An 18560-nucleotide genomic window follows, 5' to 3' on the forward strand; every position below is an offset into this window, starting at 1 on the left:
CTATGCAGACCATCGACAGCAGTCAGGTGTACCAGAACAGCTGGATGACCGTCCGCGAGGACCGGATCCGGCGGCAGGACGGCTCCCCGGGCATCTACGGCGTGGTGGACAAGCCGAACTACGCCCTGATCATCCCGTTGCACCACGACCGACTGCACATGGTCGAGCAGTTCCGTTACCCGCTGGGCCTGCGGCGCTGGGAGTTCCCGCAGGGCACCGCGCCGGACCGGGCCGAGGTCGACCCGCTCGACCTGGCCGCCCGCGAACTGCGGGAGGAGACCGGCCTGCGTGCCGGGCACATGCTGGACCTTGGCGTGCTGGACGTGGCGCCCGGCTTCTGCAGCCAGCGCGGGCACGTGTACCTGGCGACCGACCTGACCGAGGGCCCGCACGAGCGGGAGCACGAGGAGCAGGACATGCGGACCATGTGGGTGGACCGGGCGAAGTTCGAGACCATGGTGCACCGGCACGAGGTCACCGACTCCCAGTCCATCGCCGCGTACACCCTGCTGTTGTTGTTCGAACGCACATCTGGCCGAATCGCGACATAGGCTGTCCTGCTGGCGGCTGGCCGCCATCGGTTCGGCTGGTTAGCTTCGGCGGTATGCCGATGAACATGATCCACCGCAGGATCTGCAGCTCGGACAGTTGGGGCCGGGCGGTGCGGGAGTACATGATCCCGTGGACCTTGCGGGACGTGGACCTGGGCGCCGACTCGCTGGAGATCGGACCGGGATTCGGTGCCACCACCCGGGTTCTGGTCGGGATGGTGCCGAAACTGACCATTGTGGAGGTCGATCCGGCGTCCGCGCGCCGGCTCGACGCGCAGTTCCCGGACGTGACCGTGATCGAGGGCGACGGCGCGCACCTTCCGTTGCCGGACAACGCCTTCGACTCGGTCACGTGCTTCACGATGCTGCATCACGTGCCGTCGCCGGCCGAGCAGGACCGGTTGTTCGCCGAGACGTGCCGGGTGCTGCGGCCGGGCGGGGTGTTCGCCGGGATGGACAGCCGGGTCAGCCTCCGGTTCCGGGTGGTGCACCTGTTCGACACGATGGTCGTCGTGGACCCGAAGACGTTGCCGGACCGCTTGCGGGCGGCGGGTTTCACGGACATCGAGGTGACGCCAGCGGTCGGCCGGTTCAGGTTCCGCGCCCGCAAGCCTTAACGATCGTTAACCCGCCCGCCGACCACTTCGAGGTGCCGGTCGGTGGCCACGACGTCGAGCATGCGCCGGTCGTGGGTGACGAGCAGCAGCGTGCCGTTGTACGACGCCAGCGCGCTTTCCAGCTGCTCGATCGCGGGCAGGTCGAGATGGTTCGTGGGCTCGTCCAACACCAGCAGGTTCACACCTCTGGCCTGCAGCAGGGCCAACGCGGCCCGGGTGCGTTCCCCAGGGGACAGCGTTCGGGTCTGGCGCAGGACGTGCGCGGCCCTGAGCCCGAACTTGGCCAGCAAGGTGCGGACATCCGCGGGTGTCCAGTCCGGCACGGCCGCGTTGAAGCTGTCCAGCACGGTCGCCTCGCCGTCGAACAGGCCCCGCGCCTGGTCGACCTCGCCGACGACCACCCCCGGCCCCAACGATCCGGTGCCCTCGTCCAGCGGGACGCGGCCCAGCAGCGCGGCCAGCAGCGTGGACTTGCCCGCACCGTTCGCGCCGGTGATCGCGACCCGTTCGGCCCAGTCGATCCGCAGGTCGACCGGCCCAAGCGTGAACGGTCCCCGGCGAACGACGGCGCCGTTCAACGTCGCCACCACCGTGCCTGACCGCGGCGCGGCGGCGATCGTCATCTGGAGTTCCCACTCCTTGCGCGGTTCATCGACGACGTCAAGGCGTTCGATGAGCCTTTCGGTCTGCCGGACCTTGGCCGCCTGCTTCTCGCTCTGGTCGGCGCGGAACTTGCGACCGGTCTTGTCGTTGTCCGTGGCCTTGCGTCGCGCGTTCTTGACGCCCTTGTCCATCCACGCCCGTTGCGTCCGCGCGCGTGTCTGGAGATTCGCGACCGTGTCGGCGTATTCGTCGTACTGCTCACGCGCATGCCTGCGGGCGACCTCACGTTCGGCGAGATACGCCTCGTAGCCACCGCCGTAACCGCGGATCTGTTGCTGTGCCAGGTCGAGTTCGACGACCCTGGTGACGGTCCTGGCGAGGAACTCACGGTCGTGACTGACCACGACCGTGCCCGCGCGCAGCTCGGTGACGAACTTCTCCAGCCGCTCCAGGCCGTCCAGGTCGAGGTCGTTGGTGGGCTCGTCGAGCAGGAAGATGTCGTACCTGCTCAGCAGCAGCGACGCCATCCCCACCCGGGCCGCCTGCCCGCCGGACAGGGCCGTCATCAGCCGGTCCGGGTCCTCGACCGTCTCGTCGACACGTTCCGCCAGGTCGGCGCCGCCGAGGGCGAGCCACCGCTCCAGCCGGTCGGCGTACTCGTCCGCCAACTCCTGGCCGTCACCGAGCGCCGCCGCGGCCGTGTCCATCAACCGCTGCGCCTCGGTCACGCCGGTCCGCCTGCCCAGGAACTCCCGGACGGTCTCGCCGGGCCGCCGCTCCGGCTCCTGCGGCAGGTACCCGACCGTGGCCGAAGCCGGGCTCAGCCGCACCGTCCCCTGCTCGGCCGGCACCAGCCCGGCCAGCGTCCGCAGCAAGGTCGACTTGCCGGCGCCGTTCGCCCCGACCAGGCCCACCACGTCCCCGGGGGCGACGACCAGATCAAGCCCGCTGAACAGGACACGGTCCCCGTGCCCGGCAGCAAGGTCCTTCACAACCAGGGTCGCACTCATCGTCGGACATTGTGCCCCGAGCCACGTAGGTCAATCCGACCAGACCGGGTGGCGCTTCTCCAGGAACGCCGCCATTCCTTCGCGCGCCCCGGCCAGCTGGGACGCCGCGGCCATGACTTCGAGCGCGATCCCGTAGGCGTCCGCCTCGGGCCGGTCCAGCTGGGCGTACACGGTCTGCTTGCCGATCGCCTTGCTGGCCCGGCTGCCGCGCGTCGCCCTGGCCAGCAGGGCGTCCACCGCCTCGTCCAGCGTGTCGTCCGGGACGACCTGGTTCACCAGCCCCCAGTCCAGCGCGGTGTCCGCGGTGATCACGTCCCCGGTCAGGACCATCTCCATCAGGCGTTTGCGGCCGATGTTCCGCGCCACCGGGACGGCCGGGGTGTGACAGAACCAGCCGCCCTTGCCGCCCGGCAGGGCGAACCCGGCCGAGGCGGCCGCGACCGCGAGGTCACACGTGGCCACCAGCTGACACCCCGCCGCGGTGGCCAGGCCATGTACCCGGGCGACGACCACCTGCGGCACCGACTGGATGGTCCGCATCAGTTCCGTGCACAACTGGAGGAGCGAACGCACCCCCAAGAGGTCACGCGCGGCCACGTCCGCGAAGTCGTGGCCGGCGGAGAACACCGGACCGGCACCGGCCAGCACGATCCCGGTCGCGTCCGTCGCGCCGGTTCGCTGGAACGCGTCGAGCAGCTCGGCCAGGTGGTCCGCTGACAACGAGTTGCGCCGGGCGGCGCGGTTCATCGTGATCCGGACGACATCGCCCTCGGTCTTGACCAGGATGTGCTGGTAGTCGGTCATGCCTCGACGCTAGCCCGATGGGACAGGCCGGCCAAGACCGACAGCCGGCCCTTCGAAAGCTGAGCGACCTCAGGCCAGGCCGTGGGTCTCCCTGATCAGGTCGAGGATGCCGGACATGATCTCGGTCAGCTCGTAGTCCTTCGGGGTGAAGACCCGCGCGACCCCCTTGGCCAACAACACCTTCTCGTCCTCCGGCGGCACGATCCCGCCGACCACCACCGGGATGTCCGCCGCGCCCGCCGCTTCGAGCCCGGCCACCACCGCCGGCACCACTTCCAGGTGTGAGCCGGACAGCACGGACAGGCCGACCACGTGCACGCCTTCCTGCACGGCGGCCGCCACGATCTGGTCCGGGGTCAGCCGGATCCCCTGGTAGACGACCTCGAAACCGACGTCACGGGCCCGGACGGCGACCTGCTCGGCGCCGTTCGAGTGACCGTCAAGGCCGGGCTTGCCGACCAGCATCCGCAGGCGCTGGCCGAGTTCGGCGGACGTCGCCTGGACCCGGGACCGGACGCGCGCGAGTTCCTCGCCGTCGCCGACTGAAACCCCGGAAACCCCTGTGGGGGCACGGTATTCGCCGAACACCTCGCGCAGCGCGCCGGCCCATTCGCCGGTGGTCGCTCCAACGCGCGCACACGCCAGTGTCGCCGGCATCAGGTTGACGTCGGTCTTCGCCGCTTCCCGCAGGGTGTCCAGCGCGGTGTCCACAGCGGACTGGTCGCGGGCGGCGCGCCAGGACTGGATGGCGGTGACGGCGTGCTGTTCGACCGCCGGGTCGAGCCGTTCGATCGCTTGGGCGCCTTCGGCCTGCAGCGGGCTCGGTTCGGTGGTGTCGAACTTGTTGACGCCGACGATGGTCTCCTCGCCGGCTTCGATGCGCATCCGTCGGGCGGCCAGTGAACCGACGAGCTGGGTCTTCATGTAGCCGCTCTCGACCGCGGCCACCGCGCCGCCCATGGCCTGCACTCGGTCGATCTCGGCGCGCGCACCGCCCATGATCTCGTCGACCTTGGACTCGATCACCGGTGAGCCGTCGAAGATGTCCTCGTACTCCAACAGGTCCGTCTCGTACGCCAGCACCTGCTGCATCCGCAGCGCCCACTGCTGATCCCACGGGCGCGGCAGACCGAGCGCCTCGTTCCACGCCGGCAGTTGGATGGCACGCGCACGGGCGTTGCGGGACAACGAGACCGCGAGCATCTCCAACACGATCCGTTGCACGTTGTTCTCAGGCTGCGCTTCCGTCAGCCCCAAGGAGTTGACCTGCACGCCGTAGCGGAAACGGCGGTGCTTGGGGTTCTCCACGCCGTAGCGTTCCAGCGTGATCTCGTCCCACAGGGCCGCGAACGCGCGCATCTTGCACATCTCCTCGATGAACCGCACGCCCGCGTTCACGAAGAACGACATGCGCGCGACCACCGGGCCGAACTCCGACGCAGGCACCTGGCCCGAGTCGCGGACGGCGTCGAGCACCGCGATGGCCGTACAGAGCGAGTAGGCGACCTCCTGCACCGGGTTCGCGCCCACCTCCTGCAGGTGGTAGCTGCAGATGTTGATCGGGTTCCACTTGGGCACGTTCGTGACGGTCCACGCGACCATGTCCGTGATCAGCCGCAGCGACGGTCCCGGCGGGAACACGTACGTCCCGCGCGACAGGTACTCCTTGATGATGTCGTTCTGCGTCGTCCCCGTCAGCGACGCGACATCCGCGCCCTGCTCCTCGGCGACGGTCACGTACAGCGCGAGCAGCCACATGGCCGTCGCGTTGATCGTCATCGACGTGTTCGCCGTCGCGAGCGGGATGCCGTCGAACAGTTGCCGCATGTCGCCGATGTGGCTGACCGGCACCCCGACCTTGCCGACCTCGCCACGGGACAGCTCGTGGTCCGGGTCGTACCCGGTCTGGGTCGGCAGGTCGAACGCGACCGACAACCCCGTCTGCCCCTTCGCCAGGTTGCGCCGGTACAGGCTGTTCGACGCGGCGGCCGACGAGTGGCCGGCATAGGTCCGCATGACCCAGGGCCGGTCACGCTCACGGTCGGTCGGGTACGGCACAGGAACCTCCGTCAGCCGGGGATTCCCTGAGGGTACTGAGCGGTAATCCGGCCGTGAGGTGCGTCGAGTCACAGTATCGAGACAGGTCACCCGATCAGGTCACACTCGCCAGATCACTGGCGACCGGACGAGTTTGAAAGTAGTTTGAAACTATGACGACCAGTCCACCGGAGATCAACTTCTCCGAGCTGTCCAACAAGCCGGTCGAGGCGGTGCGCAAGCTGTCCGAGTCGCCCACGCGGTCGTTGGTCGTGCATCGCCGCGGCGAGGACGAGGACTTGATGCTCATCACGGCCAGTCGCGTCGCCGAGGAGCGCGAGGTCGTGTCCTTCACGACCAAGGTCTTCGCCATCCTGATGCAGACGGTTCCCGAAGCCCGTGGCTTGATGGCCACGGTGCTGCCCAAGGTGCTTCCGTGGGTGCGGTTTCTGTCCGAGGAAGGCCTGCGGACGTTCATCGTCGAACTGTTCGATGTTCTGGAGGCAGCCGAGTCGCTGGACAACCTCGCTCCGGTCATCCAGCTGATCACCGAATGGCAGCACACGGCCGAGGTCCTCGCGGATCCCGAACTGGTGGCCATCCTCCAGCAGGACAGCGAGGACTTAGATGAGATCCCGGAGCCCGGGAGCACCGAAGGCATGGGTTTCCAGGAGGGTGATCAGGTGCCGCCGCCGGCCGTCGGCGCCGAATGGGAGATTCGCTTCAAGACCGACGAAGCCGTCAACGGCTGGCAGGACCTGGAGAACCAGGCGGCGAGCAACTTGCGCGAGGCATGGGAGACCATGCGCAACGATCCAGGCCATGGTCCGGGCAAGCCGAACCACCGCCACCACCGCCTGCACAATGTGCTGTCAACAGGCGTTCGCGACCACCGGGGTCTGCCGCAGTGGCAGATCGAGGTCACCAGCAACGGCCGGATCTGGTACTTGCTGGACGAAGAACGACACACGGTATGGGTAACGCACGCCGGCATTGGTCACCCCAAGGCGACCGAGTAGCCGTCAGCGCTCCGGGGTGGCGGTGACTCGTTCGACTTGGGCGCCGAGGCGGTTGAGGTTCTCCACGAAGGACGGGTAGCCGCGGTCGATGTGGAACACGTCCCACACCTGGGTCACGCCGTCCGCGCAGAGCCCGGCCAGGACGAGGCCGGCGCCCGCTCGGATGTCCGACGCCCAGACCGGCGCGCTTGACAGGCGCTCGACGCCTCGGATGACCGCGTGGTGGCCGTCGGTTCGGGCGTCCGCGCCGAGCCGCATCATCTCCTCGATGAAGCGGAACCTGGCTTCGAACAGGTTCTCGGTGATCATGGCGGTGCCGTCGGAGACCGCGCAGAGGGCGATCGCGAAGGGCTGCAGGTCGGTGGCGAAACCGGGGTAGGGCAGGGTGACGAAGTCGACCGATTTGGGCCGTTCGTCCATCACCACCCGGAACTCCTGGTCGGCGGCGACCGTGACCGACGCGCCTGCCGTCTGGAGTTTGTCCAGCACCAGGTCGAGGTGGTGCGGGTCGACGCCGCGGACGGTGATGTCGCCGCATGTGGTCGCGGCGGCGAAGGCCCAGGTCGCGCCGACGATCCGGTCGCCGATCACGCGGTGCTCGGTCGGTTCGAGGGACGCCACGCCGTGGACGGTCAACGTGGACGTGCCGGCGCCGTCGATCTTGGCGCCCATCTGCTGGAGCATCGTGCACAGGTCGACGATCTCCGGCTCGCGGGCGGCGTTGTCGATCACCGTCGTGCCCTCGGCGAGGACGGCGGCCATCAGGATGTTCTCGGTCGCGCCCATGCTGGGGAAGTCGAGCCAGATCTGTGCTCCGCGCAGGTCCTCGGCGTGCGCGACCACCGAGCCGTGCTCGATTTCGCTGGTCGCGCCGAGCTGACGCAGGCCGCTCTGGTGCATGTCCAACGGCCGTGAGCCGATCGCGTCACCGCCAGGCAGGGCGACGACCGCGCGGCGGCAACGGCCGACAAGCGGGCCGAGCACGCAGACGGACGCGCGCAGCTTGCCCATGGACGCCGCGTCCGGCTGGTGGTTCAGCTCCGACGGCGTCGTGATGACGACGGTGCTGCCGTCGACCGTGACGTCACAGCCGATGCTGCGCAGCACGTCGGCCATGAACGGCACATCCAGGATCTGCGGGCAGTTGGTGATGGTGGTGGTGCCCTCCGCGAGGAGCGCGGCCGCCATCAGCTTCAGCACGCTGTTCTTGGCGCCGACCACATCGACCGCGCCGACCAGCCGCGCACCGCCGTGCACCCGGAAATGCTCAGACACGCACCCTCCTCGGACTCGGATAGGCGCCAATCGTACGGAGCGGTTCGAGCACGCCGATTTGGGTGTCTCAGCCCGATTCGCCGGCTCCCGCGGCCTCGACCCGCTGCCGCAGCCGGAGCATCGGTTTCTCCGCCAGGTCAACGAAGTGGTGCTTGGTCAGCTCGGCCGCGCGGGCGCTGTCGCCGGCCTCGATGGCCGCCGCGATGTCCCGGTGGTCGTCCAGGGCCCGTTGCCGGATCTCCGCGTCATAGGGCAGCGAGTCCGTCCCGAACGTGAGCTGGATCCGCAACTGCGAGTCAATGCTGACGTAGTAAGGGTTTCCGGTGGCCTCGGCGACCGCGGAGTGCAGGGCGTGGTCCGCGGCACGCATATGGTCGCGTTCCTCGGCTTTCGTGTACGCCTCGGCCGCCGCCCAGATCTTGCGGATGTGCTCGTCGGCGCGGCGTTCCGCGGCCAGCCCGGCGATGGCGGGCAGCAGCGTGCGCGTCAGGTCGAACAGCCACGTCAGGTGCTGCCATCGGGGCAGCAGCATGCTGCGGATGTGTGAGCCGGACTCCGGGCCCCAGGTGCTGTGCACGCGCACGCCGCCGCTGCGGCCGCGCGTGATGCTCACGTAGCCCAGCGACTCCAGTTGGTGCAGCGCGTCGCGCAGGGTGGTGCGGCTGACGTTGAGCCGGGAGGCGAACTCACGCTCCGGCGGTAGCTTCTGTCCGGGCAGCAGCGCGCCGAGCGCGATCGACGTGATCAATCGGTCCACCAGTTGCTCGGCCGCCGACTTGACCTTCATCGGGCCGGGTGCCGCCAGGTCCAGGCTCAGGTTCAACGACAGCCCATCGCTTGTCCGTGCTCTCAAGTCCACCGCTCCCCAACCACGCCGAACACGAACATAGCTCATCCACCGGGTTGACCTCGCCGGGTTGGGAGCGTACAAAACATATGGGCCAATCTTTGGTCCAATCAACAGGCTCCTCCCCCCTGCACAAGGAGTCGCGATGTTTCGTACCCGATTGATCCTGTTGTTGACATTCGCCCTGCTCGGCGCGCTTCCGTCGGTCGCGTCGGCGGGCACGTTGAACATCTCCATGCAAGCCCAGCAGCAGTCGAACTGGTGCTGGGCCGGCAGCGGCAACACCGTCGCCGCATGGTGGGGCCGCAGCTACTCCCAGAACCAGTTCTGCAACCTCGCGTTCGGCCGGTCGATGAACTCGTCGTGCCCGAACAACCAGGCCACGCTGGCCAACGACCAACAGGCGTTCGGCCAGATGGGCATCTCCCGGGGCAACTACATCTCCGGAACCCTGTACTGGCAGACCGTGGTCACCGAGGTGAACGCCAACCGGCCGATGATGACCCGGATCCAGTGGAGTTCCGGCGGCGGGCACATGCATGTGCTGTACGGCTACAACCCGGACAACGGGTTCGTCTACTGGGGTGACCCCTGGCCGGACAACTACCGCTACAACTGGGCCTCCTACAACTACTACGTCTCGAACAACTCGTTCAGCTGGACCCACTCCCTGTACCGGATCGGAGCCTGACGATGCGCAAGATCATCATCGTGGCTGCCCTTGCCGCTGCCGGTCTGGGGCTGGGCCTGCCCGCGAACGCCGACCAGGACCCGTCCGGGCCGGCGGCGCAGTTCCTCGGCGCGACGGCGTCCGTCACCACGGACGGCGTGCCGGTCTACTACCTGGCCGCGGACTTCGTGCGGTCCGGGCAGGGTCCGGTGGCCAACCTGCAGTACACGGCGAAGACAGCCAAGTCGGCTGACGGGCGCGTGGCGACCGTCTGGATGGCCGGCGGTCAGGTCGCCAACATCGCGTCCGGTGACGACGAGTCCCGGTACGCCAAGGCCGCCGGACCGGGCGCGACCGTGTTCCGCGAGCCGCAGGTCAACGCCTGGTACGCGTTGCGCGACAACAAAGTGTTGCCGCTCAACGAGTCCGCCCGCACCGCGGTCGGCACAGGTGTGAATGTCACGCAGTACCAGCGAATCGTGCACGCGAAGTACGCGGACAAGCTGCCCGGCTCCGACTACGCGAAGTCGGGTGCCGCGGGCGGATATGCACCGCGTGATTCGGACACGGATTCACCCGGATGGCTCATCGGCGGCGGCATGCTCGCCACCGTGCTCATCGCCGGCTGGGTGATGACAAGGCGCCGGTCACTGTCATAACCGAGTGACGGCCGGCTTGGCCGCCTTCGGGCGGCCAAGCCGGTCCGAGCGCAGCGAGGACGATCAAACACCGCCCGCACCCCATAAGCTACTGGCATGGCTGTACATCTCACTCGCATCTACACCCGCGTCGGCGACGACGGGACCACCGCGCTCGGTGACTTCTCGCGTGTGCGCAAGACCGACGAACGCCTCGCCGCGTACGCCGACGTGGACGAGGCGAACTCGTCGATCGGGGTCGCCATCGCCATGGGCGGGCTGTCCGAGGAGATCACAGGTGTGCTGCGCGCGGTACAGAACGACCTGTTCGACGTGGGCGGTGACCTGTGCAACCCGATCAAGCCGGACGACCGGGCGCTGCGGATCACCGAGTCCTATGTGGAGCGGCTGGAGGCGTGGTGCGACGAGTTCAACGGCAGGCTGACCACACTGACGTCGTTCATCCTGCCCGGCGGCACCCCGGGGGCGGCGCTGCTGCACGTGTCACGCACTGTCACCCGAAGGGCCGAACGGGCGACCTGGGCGTTGATCGAGACCGACGCCGAGCGCACCAACCCGCTCACCGCCAAATACCTCAACCGCCTGTCCGACCTGCTGTTCATTCTGTGCCGACTGGCGAATCCGGAGGGTGACGTGCTGTGGCAGCCGGGTGGTGATCGCTAGGGTTGCACACTGGCGGGCCGCACAGGGCTTAGAGTGTGTGGTCGCCACGGAGCAGCACCGAGCCCCGCCACCAGGAAGACCGGAGGTTGCCATGCCCACGGGTGAGCCCGCTGGCAGTGGCCCCACCGCGCGTCGAATGGTGCTGGGCAGCCAGTTGCGGCGGCTGCGTGAGGGCAAGGGCATCTCGCGGGAGGACGCCGGGTACGCCATCCGCGGCTCCGGTTCCAAGATCAGCCGGGTCGAGCTCGGCCGGGTCAGCTTCAAGGAGCGCGACGTCGCCGACCTGCTGACCCTGTACGGCATCACCGACGAGCAGGAGCGGGACCTGTTCCTCGCGTTGGTCCGCGAGTCCAACCAGCCCGGCTGGTGGCAGCGGTACAACGACCTGATGCCGCACTGGTTCCAGGACTTCGTCGGCCTGGAGGAGTCGGCGTCCCGGATCCAGACGTACGAGACGTCCTTCATCCCGGGCCTGCTGCAGACCGAGGCGTACGCCCGCGCGGTGATGGTCCGGGGCCGTCCGGACGCGCCGCCGGAGGAGATCGACCGCCGGGTGAACCTGCGGATGCAACGGCAACGCCTGCTGCAGTCACCGCAGGCGCCGCGGCTGTGGGCGGTGATCGAGGAGGCGTGCATCCACCGCCAGATCGGCGGCCGGAAGGTGCTGCGGGCCCAGTTGGAGCACCTGATGGACGTGACCCGGATGTCGAACGTGTCGCTCCAGATCGTGCCGTTCGAGCTGGGCGGCTCCCAGGCCGAGAACGCGTTCACCCTGCTGCGGTTCGCCGAGCCGGAGCTGCCGGACATCGTCTACCTCGAGCACATCTGCGGCGCGCTGTACCTCGACAAGGTGGACGAGGTCGAGGTCTACAGCAAGGCGGCGCACCGCCTGGTGGTCGAGGCGGAGACGCCGGACCAGACCCGCCGGACGATCGCGAAGTCGCTGCAGACCCTCTGAGACGGCCCGCGCACCCTGGGTAGTGGCCTGTTCACGGCGCCCGTTCACAGAGTCCGAATCGATACCTGTCCACGAATATGCCCAGGACAGTTGGACGGGATTCACTCACAAACCCGCCAAAAGGCGGCTTCACGTTCACCTAACGTGACATCCTCTCACCGACCGTGGAGAATTCTCCGGATCATCCCCAGTTTCAACTCATGTGTGAAATTCGTGCAGATGCACGTGCATGCGCTCGTGCAGTCGGCGTGCTACCTTTCTCTTGCACGAAGATCCAGACGTGCCGCCGCCAGGGCAATGTCGGGGATTGTCGGGGACAAGGTGGGAGCACTTCATGACCGCTGTACACAACGGGGTTTCCGCTGACTTGCTCGGCGGAGTGGACTGGCGACGCAGCCGCATGAGCGGCGCCGTCGGCAACTGCGTCGAAGTCGCGACGCTCGAAACAGGCGAGATCGCCGTGCGGAACTCGAGGTTTCCGAACGGCCCTGCGCTGATCTACACCAGGGCCGAGATGGCCGCCTTCCTCGCCGGCGCGAAGCTCGGTGAGTTCGACGACGTGCTGTTGTGAAACAGGTGGCGGCGACATGGACGAGTTCGAAGACCAGTTGCGGGAGTTGATGGCCCGCGGCTTCAGCTTCGCGCACCCGCGCGACGCCGCAGGCGAGGTCGCCGCGGTGGTGGGGGTACGGGTGCATCATGGTGTCGTCGACGTCGTACAGATCTACGGAGAGTACGACGCCGACGCCACCCGTATCCCAGGGGACGAATCGGACATCTTCTTTCCCTACAAGGTTTTCTGGCGATCCAGCGGCCGGTCGGCCGAAGTGGTCGCCGAACTGCTCGCCCTTCCGGACCCACAGCCCGGCGATGAGCCACTGGTCAAGGGGTGCTGGGTTCCGGCCCGTCCAGGCAGGTCGAAATGGCTGTCCGCGTCCGCGTGAGCCCCACTGTGCTGCCCAGGGATCACCGAAATGGTGGTCCCCGGGCGTTCATCCGCCTGTTGGGTGTGCGCTTCGCCGCGGGAGTGAACCGTTGGGGTCGCTCCCGCGGCAAGGCGGCGTCCACCCGTTGACAAGCCCCTAAGGTTTCAGCACGGACCAATCCGCTGTCCCGACCGGATCGAATTCCGGTGGACAGACGAGAAGGGGTGCTGATGCGGGAGCGAGCGCAACGGTCACGTGACTCGGGTGGACAGGGTCCTGCCGCCCTGGATGAACTCCTGCCGCGCGTGGCTCGTGGTGACGACGTGGCCTTCGAACAGCTCTACCGGCAACTGTCCGCCCCGGTTTTCGGCCTGGTCCAACGGGTTCTGCGCGATCCGGCCCAGTCGGAGGAGGTGGCGCAGGAGGTCTTCCTGGAGCTTTGGCGGTCCGCGACGCGCTACAGCCGGGACCGTGGGACCGTGTTGTCATGGGTCATGACCATCGCGCACCGCAAGGCGGTCGACCGGGTCCGGTCGGCACAGGCCAGCACCGAACGCGACACGCGGGCGGCACGTGCCGAGAGCATCCGGCCGTTCGACGAAGTCACCGAAGTGGTCACCGGCCGGTTGGAACGCGAACAGGTTCGGCGCTGCATGGGCAGTCTGACCGACCTGCAGCGTGAGTCGGTCATGCTCGCCTACTACCAGGGCTACACCTACCGGGAGGTCGCGCACCTGCTCGACTCACCACTCGGGACGGTCAAGACAAGACTGCGGGACGGCCTGATCCGCCTCCGTGACTGCATGGGGGTGACCGCGTGAGCAGCGGGCTGAACAACGACGTGCACACGCTGACCGGGGCGTACGTGCTGGACGCGCTGTCCGAAGTGGAGCGGCGGGCGTTCGAGGACCACATGGCCGGCTGCACGGCCTGCTCCCAGGAGGTCGCCGAGCTGCGGGAGACCACGGCACGCCTTGGCCTGGCCACGGCGACCACCCCGCCGCCGCACCTGTGGAACCGCGTGCGCACCGCCGCGACCCAGGTTCGGCAACTGCCGCCGCTGTCGTCGGATTCCGTGGTGTTGAAGTCGAATCGCTGGCCGACCCGGCTCGCCGTGTTCGCGGCGGCGGCCAGTCTCGTCGTCGCGGCGGGCCTCGGTGTGGGGTGGATCACGTCCAACGACCGGCTGGAGGACCAGCTCGCCCAGTCGCAGAACCAGCTGGACAAGCTGCAGTCCGTGCTGAGCGCCCCGGACGCGCAGGTGAGTACGGGCACGGTCGAAGGCGGCAACGTGACCGCGGTCATCTCCCGCAGCCGCAACGGAATGGTCGTCCTGGTGCACGGCCTGCCCGCGTTGCCCGCCAACCGCGTCTACCAGGCGTGGTTCACCAAGCCGAACGGAACCGTGGCCTCAGCGGGCATTCTGGCGACCTCTACCGGCTCGCTGACAGCCGACGACCTGGCTTCCGGCCAGGGCGCCAGCGGCCTGGCGTTCACGGTGGAACCGATGGGCGGCTCCAGCACACCGACAAAGCCCATCCTGGGACCGGTGACGATCAGGATTTAGGACGCGTAGGGGAGGCGCCGCCCGGGGGGCGCGGACTCCAGCCACGAGAGAAAACCGGTGAGGGCGTCCGGTGACATCGCGATCTCGACCTCGGTGTCCGGGCCGCCGAACGCCCGCTTCGACCGCGGCGGATCCAGTTCGGCCCGGCAGCGCAACACGATCGCGCCCGACGGGACGCCGTACAGCTCTTGCGGTTCAGGCTCGCGGCGGTCGCCGATCTCGAAGCCGTCCCGCTGGATGATCCGGTTGGGGCCGCTGCGCAGGCTCAGCGCGCGATACCAGGCGAACTCGTCGCCGTGATACCGCGCCACACCCAGATGCCAGCCACGCGGATTGTCCAGATGGGTGCGCAGCGCGACGTTGATGCCGCCGGCCCGGACCAGCCGGACCCGTCGGACGGCCAGCAGGAACAGCACGGCCACCCCGACGGCCAGGAGCGTTCCGGTCACCCAGAGGATCTCCACGGCCGCCCCCGCCTGTCTCGCGCTGTCAGACCGTCTGTCCGGCGGCACGAACGCGGGCCTCTGCTCTGGCCCTCGCGTCCGCGTCCTCGGCCGCGGCCACTTCGGCCCTGGCCTGCTCGACGTCGATCTCGTCGGCCAGTTCGGCGGACTCGGCGAGAATGCTCACGCCGTCGCCGGTGACCGACAGGAAACCGCCATGGACGGCCGCGACGACCGTCTCACCGTCCACCGTGCGGATCTTGACGACACCGCCTTCGACGAGCTGGCCCAGCAACGGCTCGTGGCCGGCCAGCACGCCGAGCTCGCCCTCAGTGGTCTGCGCGATCACCATGGTCGCGCGCCCCGACCAGAGGCGGCGCTCGACAGCGACGAGTTCAACGGAAATCTCGGCCACGTGTGTTTCTCCGTTCGTGTTCCGGTTCACCCAGTCTAGACGGCGTGTCCCGGTGACCTCGACGCCCCTCCCGGTGTGGATTGCTTAAGGGGTTCACCGAGGTGAACGAGGATCAACCAGAGTCACCACAGTGGACCCGGCGGACCGCGATGGAACTCGGTGTGGACGTTGCGTAGTCGCCGGGTTGGTTCCTGTGGGTGACCATATGGTCAGACATCCGACGTGTCGCGTGACTACGGGTAACAAAGTAGACGAATGCTGTTCCGATGACAGGGACGAAAGTCTTGTGTTCGCACGAAAGCGCCTGTCAGGGCTAGCTTTCCGGCAAGACCTGCTCTTACTGTGGTGGTGCTGGACACCGGCCCTTCTCCCACGGCGGCCGCCCTCGGCCGTCATCAATCCGAGGAGTCGCACATGATCGAAACTACCGAGCGCGAGGTCTGGACCACTCCGGACTTCGTCGAGTACGAAACGCCCATGGAGGTCACCGCGTACGCGGCCCGCATGGACTGACATCGGACAGGCGGGAACCGGACCGCGTCCGGTTCCCGCCGCCGCCCGTCACCCGACCCGAGGCGCCGCCACCCGCTGCACTGAAGAAGGGACGTCGAGTGTCCACTCAGAACTCCCCCATGGCCGCCGTAGAGTTCGTCGCGGCGCTGCGCGGCCTGTCCCCCAGGTACTGGGGAACCCACCCGTTCCACCGCCGCCTGCACGAGGGCGCGCTGTCGGAGTTCGAGCTGCGCACGTGGGCCGCGAACCGCTGGTACTACCAGTGCATGCTGCCGCAGAAGGATGCGGCGATCATCGGCAACTGCCCGGTGCCGCAGGTCCGCCGCGACTGGCTGCCCCGGATCGTGTACCACGACGGCACGGAGGAAGGGGACGGCGGCCGGGAGCGCTGGCTGAGGCTGTGCGAGGCCGTCGGACTCGACCGCGACGAGGTTCTCGACGAGCGGCACGTGGTGCCCGGCGTCCGGTTCGCGGTCGACGCGTACGTCACGTTCGCGCGCACCCGGCCGTGGGTCGAGGCGGTCGCGTCCGGCCTGACCGAGATGTTCTCCGGGCACCTGATGCGCCAACGAGTCGCGGACATGCTGGCGAACTACCCGTGGATCCGCCAGGCGGACCTGGCGTACTTCACCAACCGGATCGACGCCGTCGCCGGCGAAGGTCAGGCCACTGTGGACATCGTGGTCCGGTACAGCGACACCCGCGCCAAGCAGGAGGCCGCGATCGCCGCCCTGGCGTTCAAGTGCGACGTGCTGTGGTCCATGTTGGACGCGATCGAACGGGCTTCGGTGAAGGAATGATCGAGCCCTCGTCCCGTCCGCGCCTGCGCCGAGGCGTGCGGCTGACCTACGACCGGACCCGCGACACTGACGTCCTGCTGTTCCCCGAAGGGGTCCTCGTGCCCAACAAGACCGCCGCCGACGTGCTGCGGCTGTGCGACGGTGTGGCCACGGTCGCCGAGATCACGGCCGCGCTGGGCGAGAAGTACACCGGTGTCCGCGCGCGGGACGTCCAGGACATCCTGACCCGCCTGCACGAGCGGCGGGTGGCCGAGTGGACATGACCATTCCGCCGCCGCTGGGTTTGCTGGCCGAGTTGACTCACCGGTGCCCGCTGCACTGCCCGTACTGCTCCAACCCGATCGAACTGGTGACCCGCGCCAACGAGATGACCACCGAGCAGTGGATCTCGGTGCTCACCCAGGCCCGCGACCTCGGTGTGCTGCAGGTGCACATGTCCGGCGGCGAACCGCTGGCGCGGCACGACCTGCCGGCCCTGGTGGCGCACGCGTCCGATCTCGGGTGTTACGTCAACCTGGTGACCAGCGGCCTCGGCCTCACCGAGGAACGGCTGACCGACCTGGCCGGCCGTGGGCTCGCCCACGTCCAGCTGTCGGTGCAGGGCGCGGACGCGGCGATGGCGAACCGGATCGCCGGTGTGCGGGCGCACCACCACAAGCTGGCCGCGGCCGCGGTGGTCAAGCGGCTCGACCTGCCGTTGACCGTGAACGTGGTGCTGCACCGGGCCAACCACCATCAGGTCGGCGCCCTGATCGAGCTGGCCGAACAGATGGGCGCCGACCGGCTGGAGCTGGCGAACACCCAGTACTACGGCTGGGGACTGCGCAACCGGGACGCCCTGATGCCCACGGCCGACCAGCTCGCCGCGGCCGAGCCGGTGGTCCGTGCGGCCACGGAACGGCTGCGGGACAAGATGTTGATCGTGTACGTGGTGTCGGACTACTACTCCGAGTACCCGAAGCCGTGCATGTACGGCTGGGGTTCCCGGCAGCTGACCGTCGCGCCGAACGGGGACGTGCTGCCGTGCCCAGCCGCGTCCGCGATCGCCACGTTGAAGTTGGACAACGTGCTCTCCACGGCCCTCTCGGACATCTGGTACCGCTCCGAGTCCTTCAACGCGTACCGCGGCACCGACTGGATGCCTGAGCCGTGCCGCGGCTGCGCGCGCAAGGAGGTCGACTTCGGCGGCTGCCGCTGCCAGGCGTTCCTGCTGACCGGCGACGCCGCCGCGACCGACCCAGTGTGCACGAAGTCGCCAGCACGCGGGATCGTCGACCGGATCCTCGCCGAGACCACGCCTTCGGAGTTCGTGATGCGAGTGTCGCGATGAAGGTGGTGTTGCTGGGAACCGCGGCCGGCGGCGGCTTCCCACAGTGGAACTGCGCGTGCCGGATGTGCACCGCCGGTCTGCCGCCGCGAAGCCAGGACTGCGTCGCGGTCAGCGCTGACGGGACCGACTGGTATCTGGTGAACGCGTCACCGGACATCCGGTCGCAGATCCTGTCGACCAAGAGCCTCCGGGCAGGGCCGGGTCCACGCGACACCCCGGTGCGCGGGGTCTTGCTGACCGACGCCGAACTGGATCACACCCTCGGTCTCACCATGCTCCGTGAAGGCGCCGGCCTGCGGGTGTGGGCGCCGCCAGCGGTGCTGGACGGGCTACGGCCGTTGCGGGACATCGTGTCGCGGTACGGCTCGTGGACGTGGTCGGCGGACTTCGTGCTCGCGGGGTTGTCGGTCACCGCGTTCCCGGTCAGTGACAAGCGGCCGAAGTACGTCGAGTCCACAGCGGACGGTCCCTGGGTGGTCGCCTACCGGATCGCCGACCCGGCCGGCGGTGTGCTCGTGTACGCGCCGTGCCTGAAGACGTGGCCGGACGGGTTCGACGCGTTCGTCGCGGACGCCTCGTGCGTGATCCTCGACGGGACGTTCTACTCGGCGGACGAGATGTCCGGCTCGGTGGGCGGCGGCGGGCAGCGTGCGATGGGGCACGTCCCGATCGTCGAAAGCCTGCCGCGGATCGCCGCCCATCCAGACAAGCGGTGGATCTACACGCATCTCAACAACACCAACCCGGTGCTGGACCCGGCGTCCCCGGAGCACGAGGCGATGCTGGCCGGTGGCGCGTCGGCCCCGCCGGACGGCACCGAGATCGCACTCTGACCGGCGGGGTCGATCTTCCT

The 18560-nt window shown here is 68.4% G+C and carries 23 protein-coding genes; 16 read left to right on the top strand and 7 right to left on the bottom strand.

Annotation, left to right across the window (positions count from 1 at the left end; translation table 11 throughout):
• Positions 1-2 precede the first annotated feature (2 nt).
• Both EV192_RS30060 and EV192_RS30065 read left to right on the top strand, forming a co-directional pair.
• On the top strand, positions 3-551 hold the full coding sequence (locus EV192_RS30060; RefSeq protein ID WP_132121285.1) for an NUDIX domain-containing protein: 549 nt from the start codon (positions 3-5) through the stop codon (positions 549-551).
• A gap of 53 nt (positions 552-604) precedes the next feature.
• On the top strand, positions 605-1168 hold the full coding sequence (locus EV192_RS30065) for a class I SAM-dependent methyltransferase (RefSeq protein WP_132121287.1): 564 nt from the start codon (positions 605-607) through the stop codon (positions 1166-1168).
• Here the strand turns inward: EV192_RS30065 and EV192_RS30070 are convergent.
• The 3 genes from EV192_RS30070 to EV192_RS30080 all read right to left on the bottom strand — a co-directional run bounded on the left by EV192_RS30070 (position 1165) and on the right by EV192_RS30080 (position 5643).
• Positions 1165-2781, bottom strand: coding sequence for an ABC-F family ATP-binding cassette domain-containing protein (locus EV192_RS30070; protein WP_132121289.1), 1617 nt, complete (start codon positions 2779-2781; stop codon positions 1165-1167). The genes EV192_RS30065 and EV192_RS30070 overlap by 4 nt on opposite strands.
• 30 nt (positions 2782-2811) lie before the next feature.
• Entirely contained in the window at positions 2812-3585 is a 774-nt protein-coding gene (locus tag EV192_RS30075; protein ID WP_132121291.1) for an enoyl-CoA hydratase-related protein, read from the bottom strand.
• A 69-nt stretch (positions 3586-3654) separates the two neighbouring features.
• Positions 3655-5643 carry a protein meaA gene (locus EV192_RS30080; protein ID WP_132121293.1) on the bottom strand — a complete coding sequence of 663 codons (1989 nt, stop codon included), beginning with the start codon at positions 5641-5643 and terminating at the stop codon, positions 3655-3657.
• A 152-nt stretch (positions 5644-5795) separates the two neighbouring features.
• Between EV192_RS30080 and EV192_RS56080 the strand changes: the two genes are divergently transcribed.
• Entirely contained in the window at positions 5796-6641 is an 846-nt protein-coding gene (locus EV192_RS56080) for a hypothetical protein (RefSeq protein WP_243727145.1), read from the top strand.
• A gap of 3 nt (positions 6642-6644) precedes the next feature.
• Here EV192_RS56080 and murA read toward each other — a convergent pair whose 3' ends face one another.
• Both murA and EV192_RS30100 read right to left on the bottom strand, forming a co-directional pair.
• A complete protein-coding gene (gene murA, locus EV192_RS30095; RefSeq protein WP_132121295.1) occupies positions 6645-7916 on the bottom strand; it encodes a UDP-N-acetylglucosamine 1-carboxyvinyltransferase in 1272 nt (423 codons plus the stop codon).
• A gap of 67 nt (positions 7917-7983) precedes the next feature.
• Positions 7984-8769 carry a FadR/GntR family transcriptional regulator gene (locus EV192_RS30100; protein WP_165960670.1) on the bottom strand — a complete coding sequence of 262 codons (786 nt, stop codon included), beginning with the start codon at positions 8767-8769 and terminating at the stop codon, positions 7984-7986.
• A gap of 139 nt (positions 8770-8908) precedes the next feature.
• Here EV192_RS30100 and EV192_RS30105 point away from each other — a divergent pair, with 139 nt between their 5' ends.
• The 8 genes from EV192_RS30105 (at position 8909) to EV192_RS30140 (ending at position 14206) form a co-directional block, all read left to right on the top strand.
• The gene (locus EV192_RS30105) at positions 8909-9454 is read left to right on the top strand and encodes a papain-like cysteine protease family protein (RefSeq protein ID WP_132121299.1); all 546 of its coding nucleotides are present in this window, start codon (positions 8909-8911) and stop codon (positions 9452-9454) included.
• A 2-nt stretch (positions 9455-9456) separates the two neighbouring features.
• Positions 9457-10092 (top strand): hypothetical protein, encoded by a 636-nt coding sequence (locus EV192_RS30110; RefSeq protein ID WP_132121301.1) that lies wholly within the window; start codon positions 9457-9459, stop codon positions 10090-10092.
• 96 nt (positions 10093-10188) lie between these two features.
• Complete coding sequence (locus tag EV192_RS30115; RefSeq protein ID WP_132121303.1) at positions 10189-10755, top strand: cob(I)yrinic acid a,c-diamide adenosyltransferase; 567 nt, start codon at positions 10189-10191, stop codon at positions 10753-10755.
• Positions 10756-10846: 91 nt separating this feature from the next.
• Positions 10847-11713: a helix-turn-helix domain-containing protein gene (locus EV192_RS30120; RefSeq protein WP_243727146.1), complete on the top strand. Its 867-nt coding sequence runs from the start codon at positions 10847-10849 to the stop codon at positions 11711-11713.
• 334 nt (positions 11714-12047) lie between these two features.
• A complete protein-coding gene (locus EV192_RS30125) occupies positions 12048-12284 on the top strand; it encodes a DUF397 domain-containing protein (RefSeq protein WP_132121305.1) in 237 nt (78 codons plus the stop codon).
• Between the two features lie 16 nt (positions 12285-12300).
• Positions 12301-12657, top strand: a complete 357-nt coding sequence (locus EV192_RS30130; protein WP_132121307.1) for a hypothetical protein — start codon at positions 12301-12303, stop codon at positions 12655-12657.
• A 212-nt stretch (positions 12658-12869) separates the two neighbouring features.
• The gene (gene sigK, locus EV192_RS30135) at positions 12870-13460 is read left to right on the top strand and encodes an ECF RNA polymerase sigma factor SigK (protein ID WP_132121309.1); all 591 of its coding nucleotides are present in this window, start codon (positions 12870-12872) and stop codon (positions 13458-13460) included.
• Positions 13457-14206: an anti-sigma factor gene (locus tag EV192_RS30140; protein WP_132121311.1), complete on the top strand. Its 750-nt coding sequence runs from the start codon at positions 13457-13459 to the stop codon at positions 14204-14206. Before sigK ends, EV192_RS30140 begins: the two co-directional genes overlap by 4 nt.
• Here EV192_RS30140 and EV192_RS30145 read toward each other — a convergent pair.
• Together EV192_RS30145 and EV192_RS30150 are read right to left on the bottom strand one after the other, a co-directional pair.
• The gene (locus EV192_RS30145; RefSeq protein WP_132121313.1) at positions 14203-14670 is read right to left on the bottom strand and encodes a DUF2550 domain-containing protein; all 468 of its coding nucleotides are present in this window, start codon (positions 14668-14670) and stop codon (positions 14203-14205) included. The genes EV192_RS30140 and EV192_RS30145 overlap by 4 nt on opposite strands.
• Positions 14671-14695: 25 nt before the next feature.
• Positions 14696-15064 (bottom strand): F0F1 ATP synthase subunit epsilon, encoded by a 369-nt coding sequence (locus EV192_RS30150; protein WP_132121315.1) that lies wholly within the window; start codon positions 15062-15064, stop codon positions 14696-14698.
• Positions 15065-15478: 414 nt separating this feature from the next.
• On the opposite strand from EV192_RS30150, the gene pqqA reads away from it, so the two are divergent.
• From pqqA to pqqB, 5 genes are all read left to right on the top strand, one after another.
• Positions 15479-15577, top strand: coding sequence for a pyrroloquinoline quinone precursor peptide PqqA (gene pqqA, locus EV192_RS30155; RefSeq protein ID WP_132121317.1), 99 nt, complete (start codon positions 15479-15481; stop codon positions 15575-15577).
• Positions 15578-15696: 119 nt separating this feature from the next.
• Complete coding sequence (pqqC, locus tag EV192_RS30160) at positions 15697-16377, top strand: pyrroloquinoline-quinone synthase PqqC (RefSeq protein ID WP_132121319.1); 681 nt, start codon at positions 15697-15699, stop codon at positions 16375-16377.
• Positions 16374-16640: a pyrroloquinoline quinone biosynthesis peptide chaperone PqqD gene (gene pqqD, locus EV192_RS30165; protein WP_132121321.1), complete on the top strand. Its 267-nt coding sequence runs from the start codon at positions 16374-16376 to the stop codon at positions 16638-16640. The genes pqqC and pqqD overlap by 4 nt, the downstream gene beginning before the upstream one ends.
• Positions 16637-17707, top strand: a complete 1071-nt coding sequence (gene pqqE, locus EV192_RS30170) for a pyrroloquinoline quinone biosynthesis protein PqqE (protein ID WP_132121323.1) — start codon at positions 16637-16639, stop codon at positions 17705-17707. Before pqqD ends, pqqE begins: the two co-directional genes overlap by 4 nt.
• Positions 17704-18540, top strand: a complete 837-nt coding sequence (gene pqqB, locus EV192_RS30175) for a pyrroloquinoline quinone biosynthesis protein PqqB (RefSeq protein ID WP_132121325.1) — start codon at positions 17704-17706, stop codon at positions 18538-18540. The genes pqqE and pqqB overlap by 4 nt, the downstream gene beginning before the upstream one ends.
• Positions 18541-18560: the final 20 nt, after the last annotated feature.

Source organism: Actinocrispum wychmicini, assembly GCF_004345645.1.
GTDB lineage: Bacteria > Actinomycetota > Actinomycetes > Mycobacteriales > Pseudonocardiaceae > Kibdelosporangium > Kibdelosporangium wychmicini.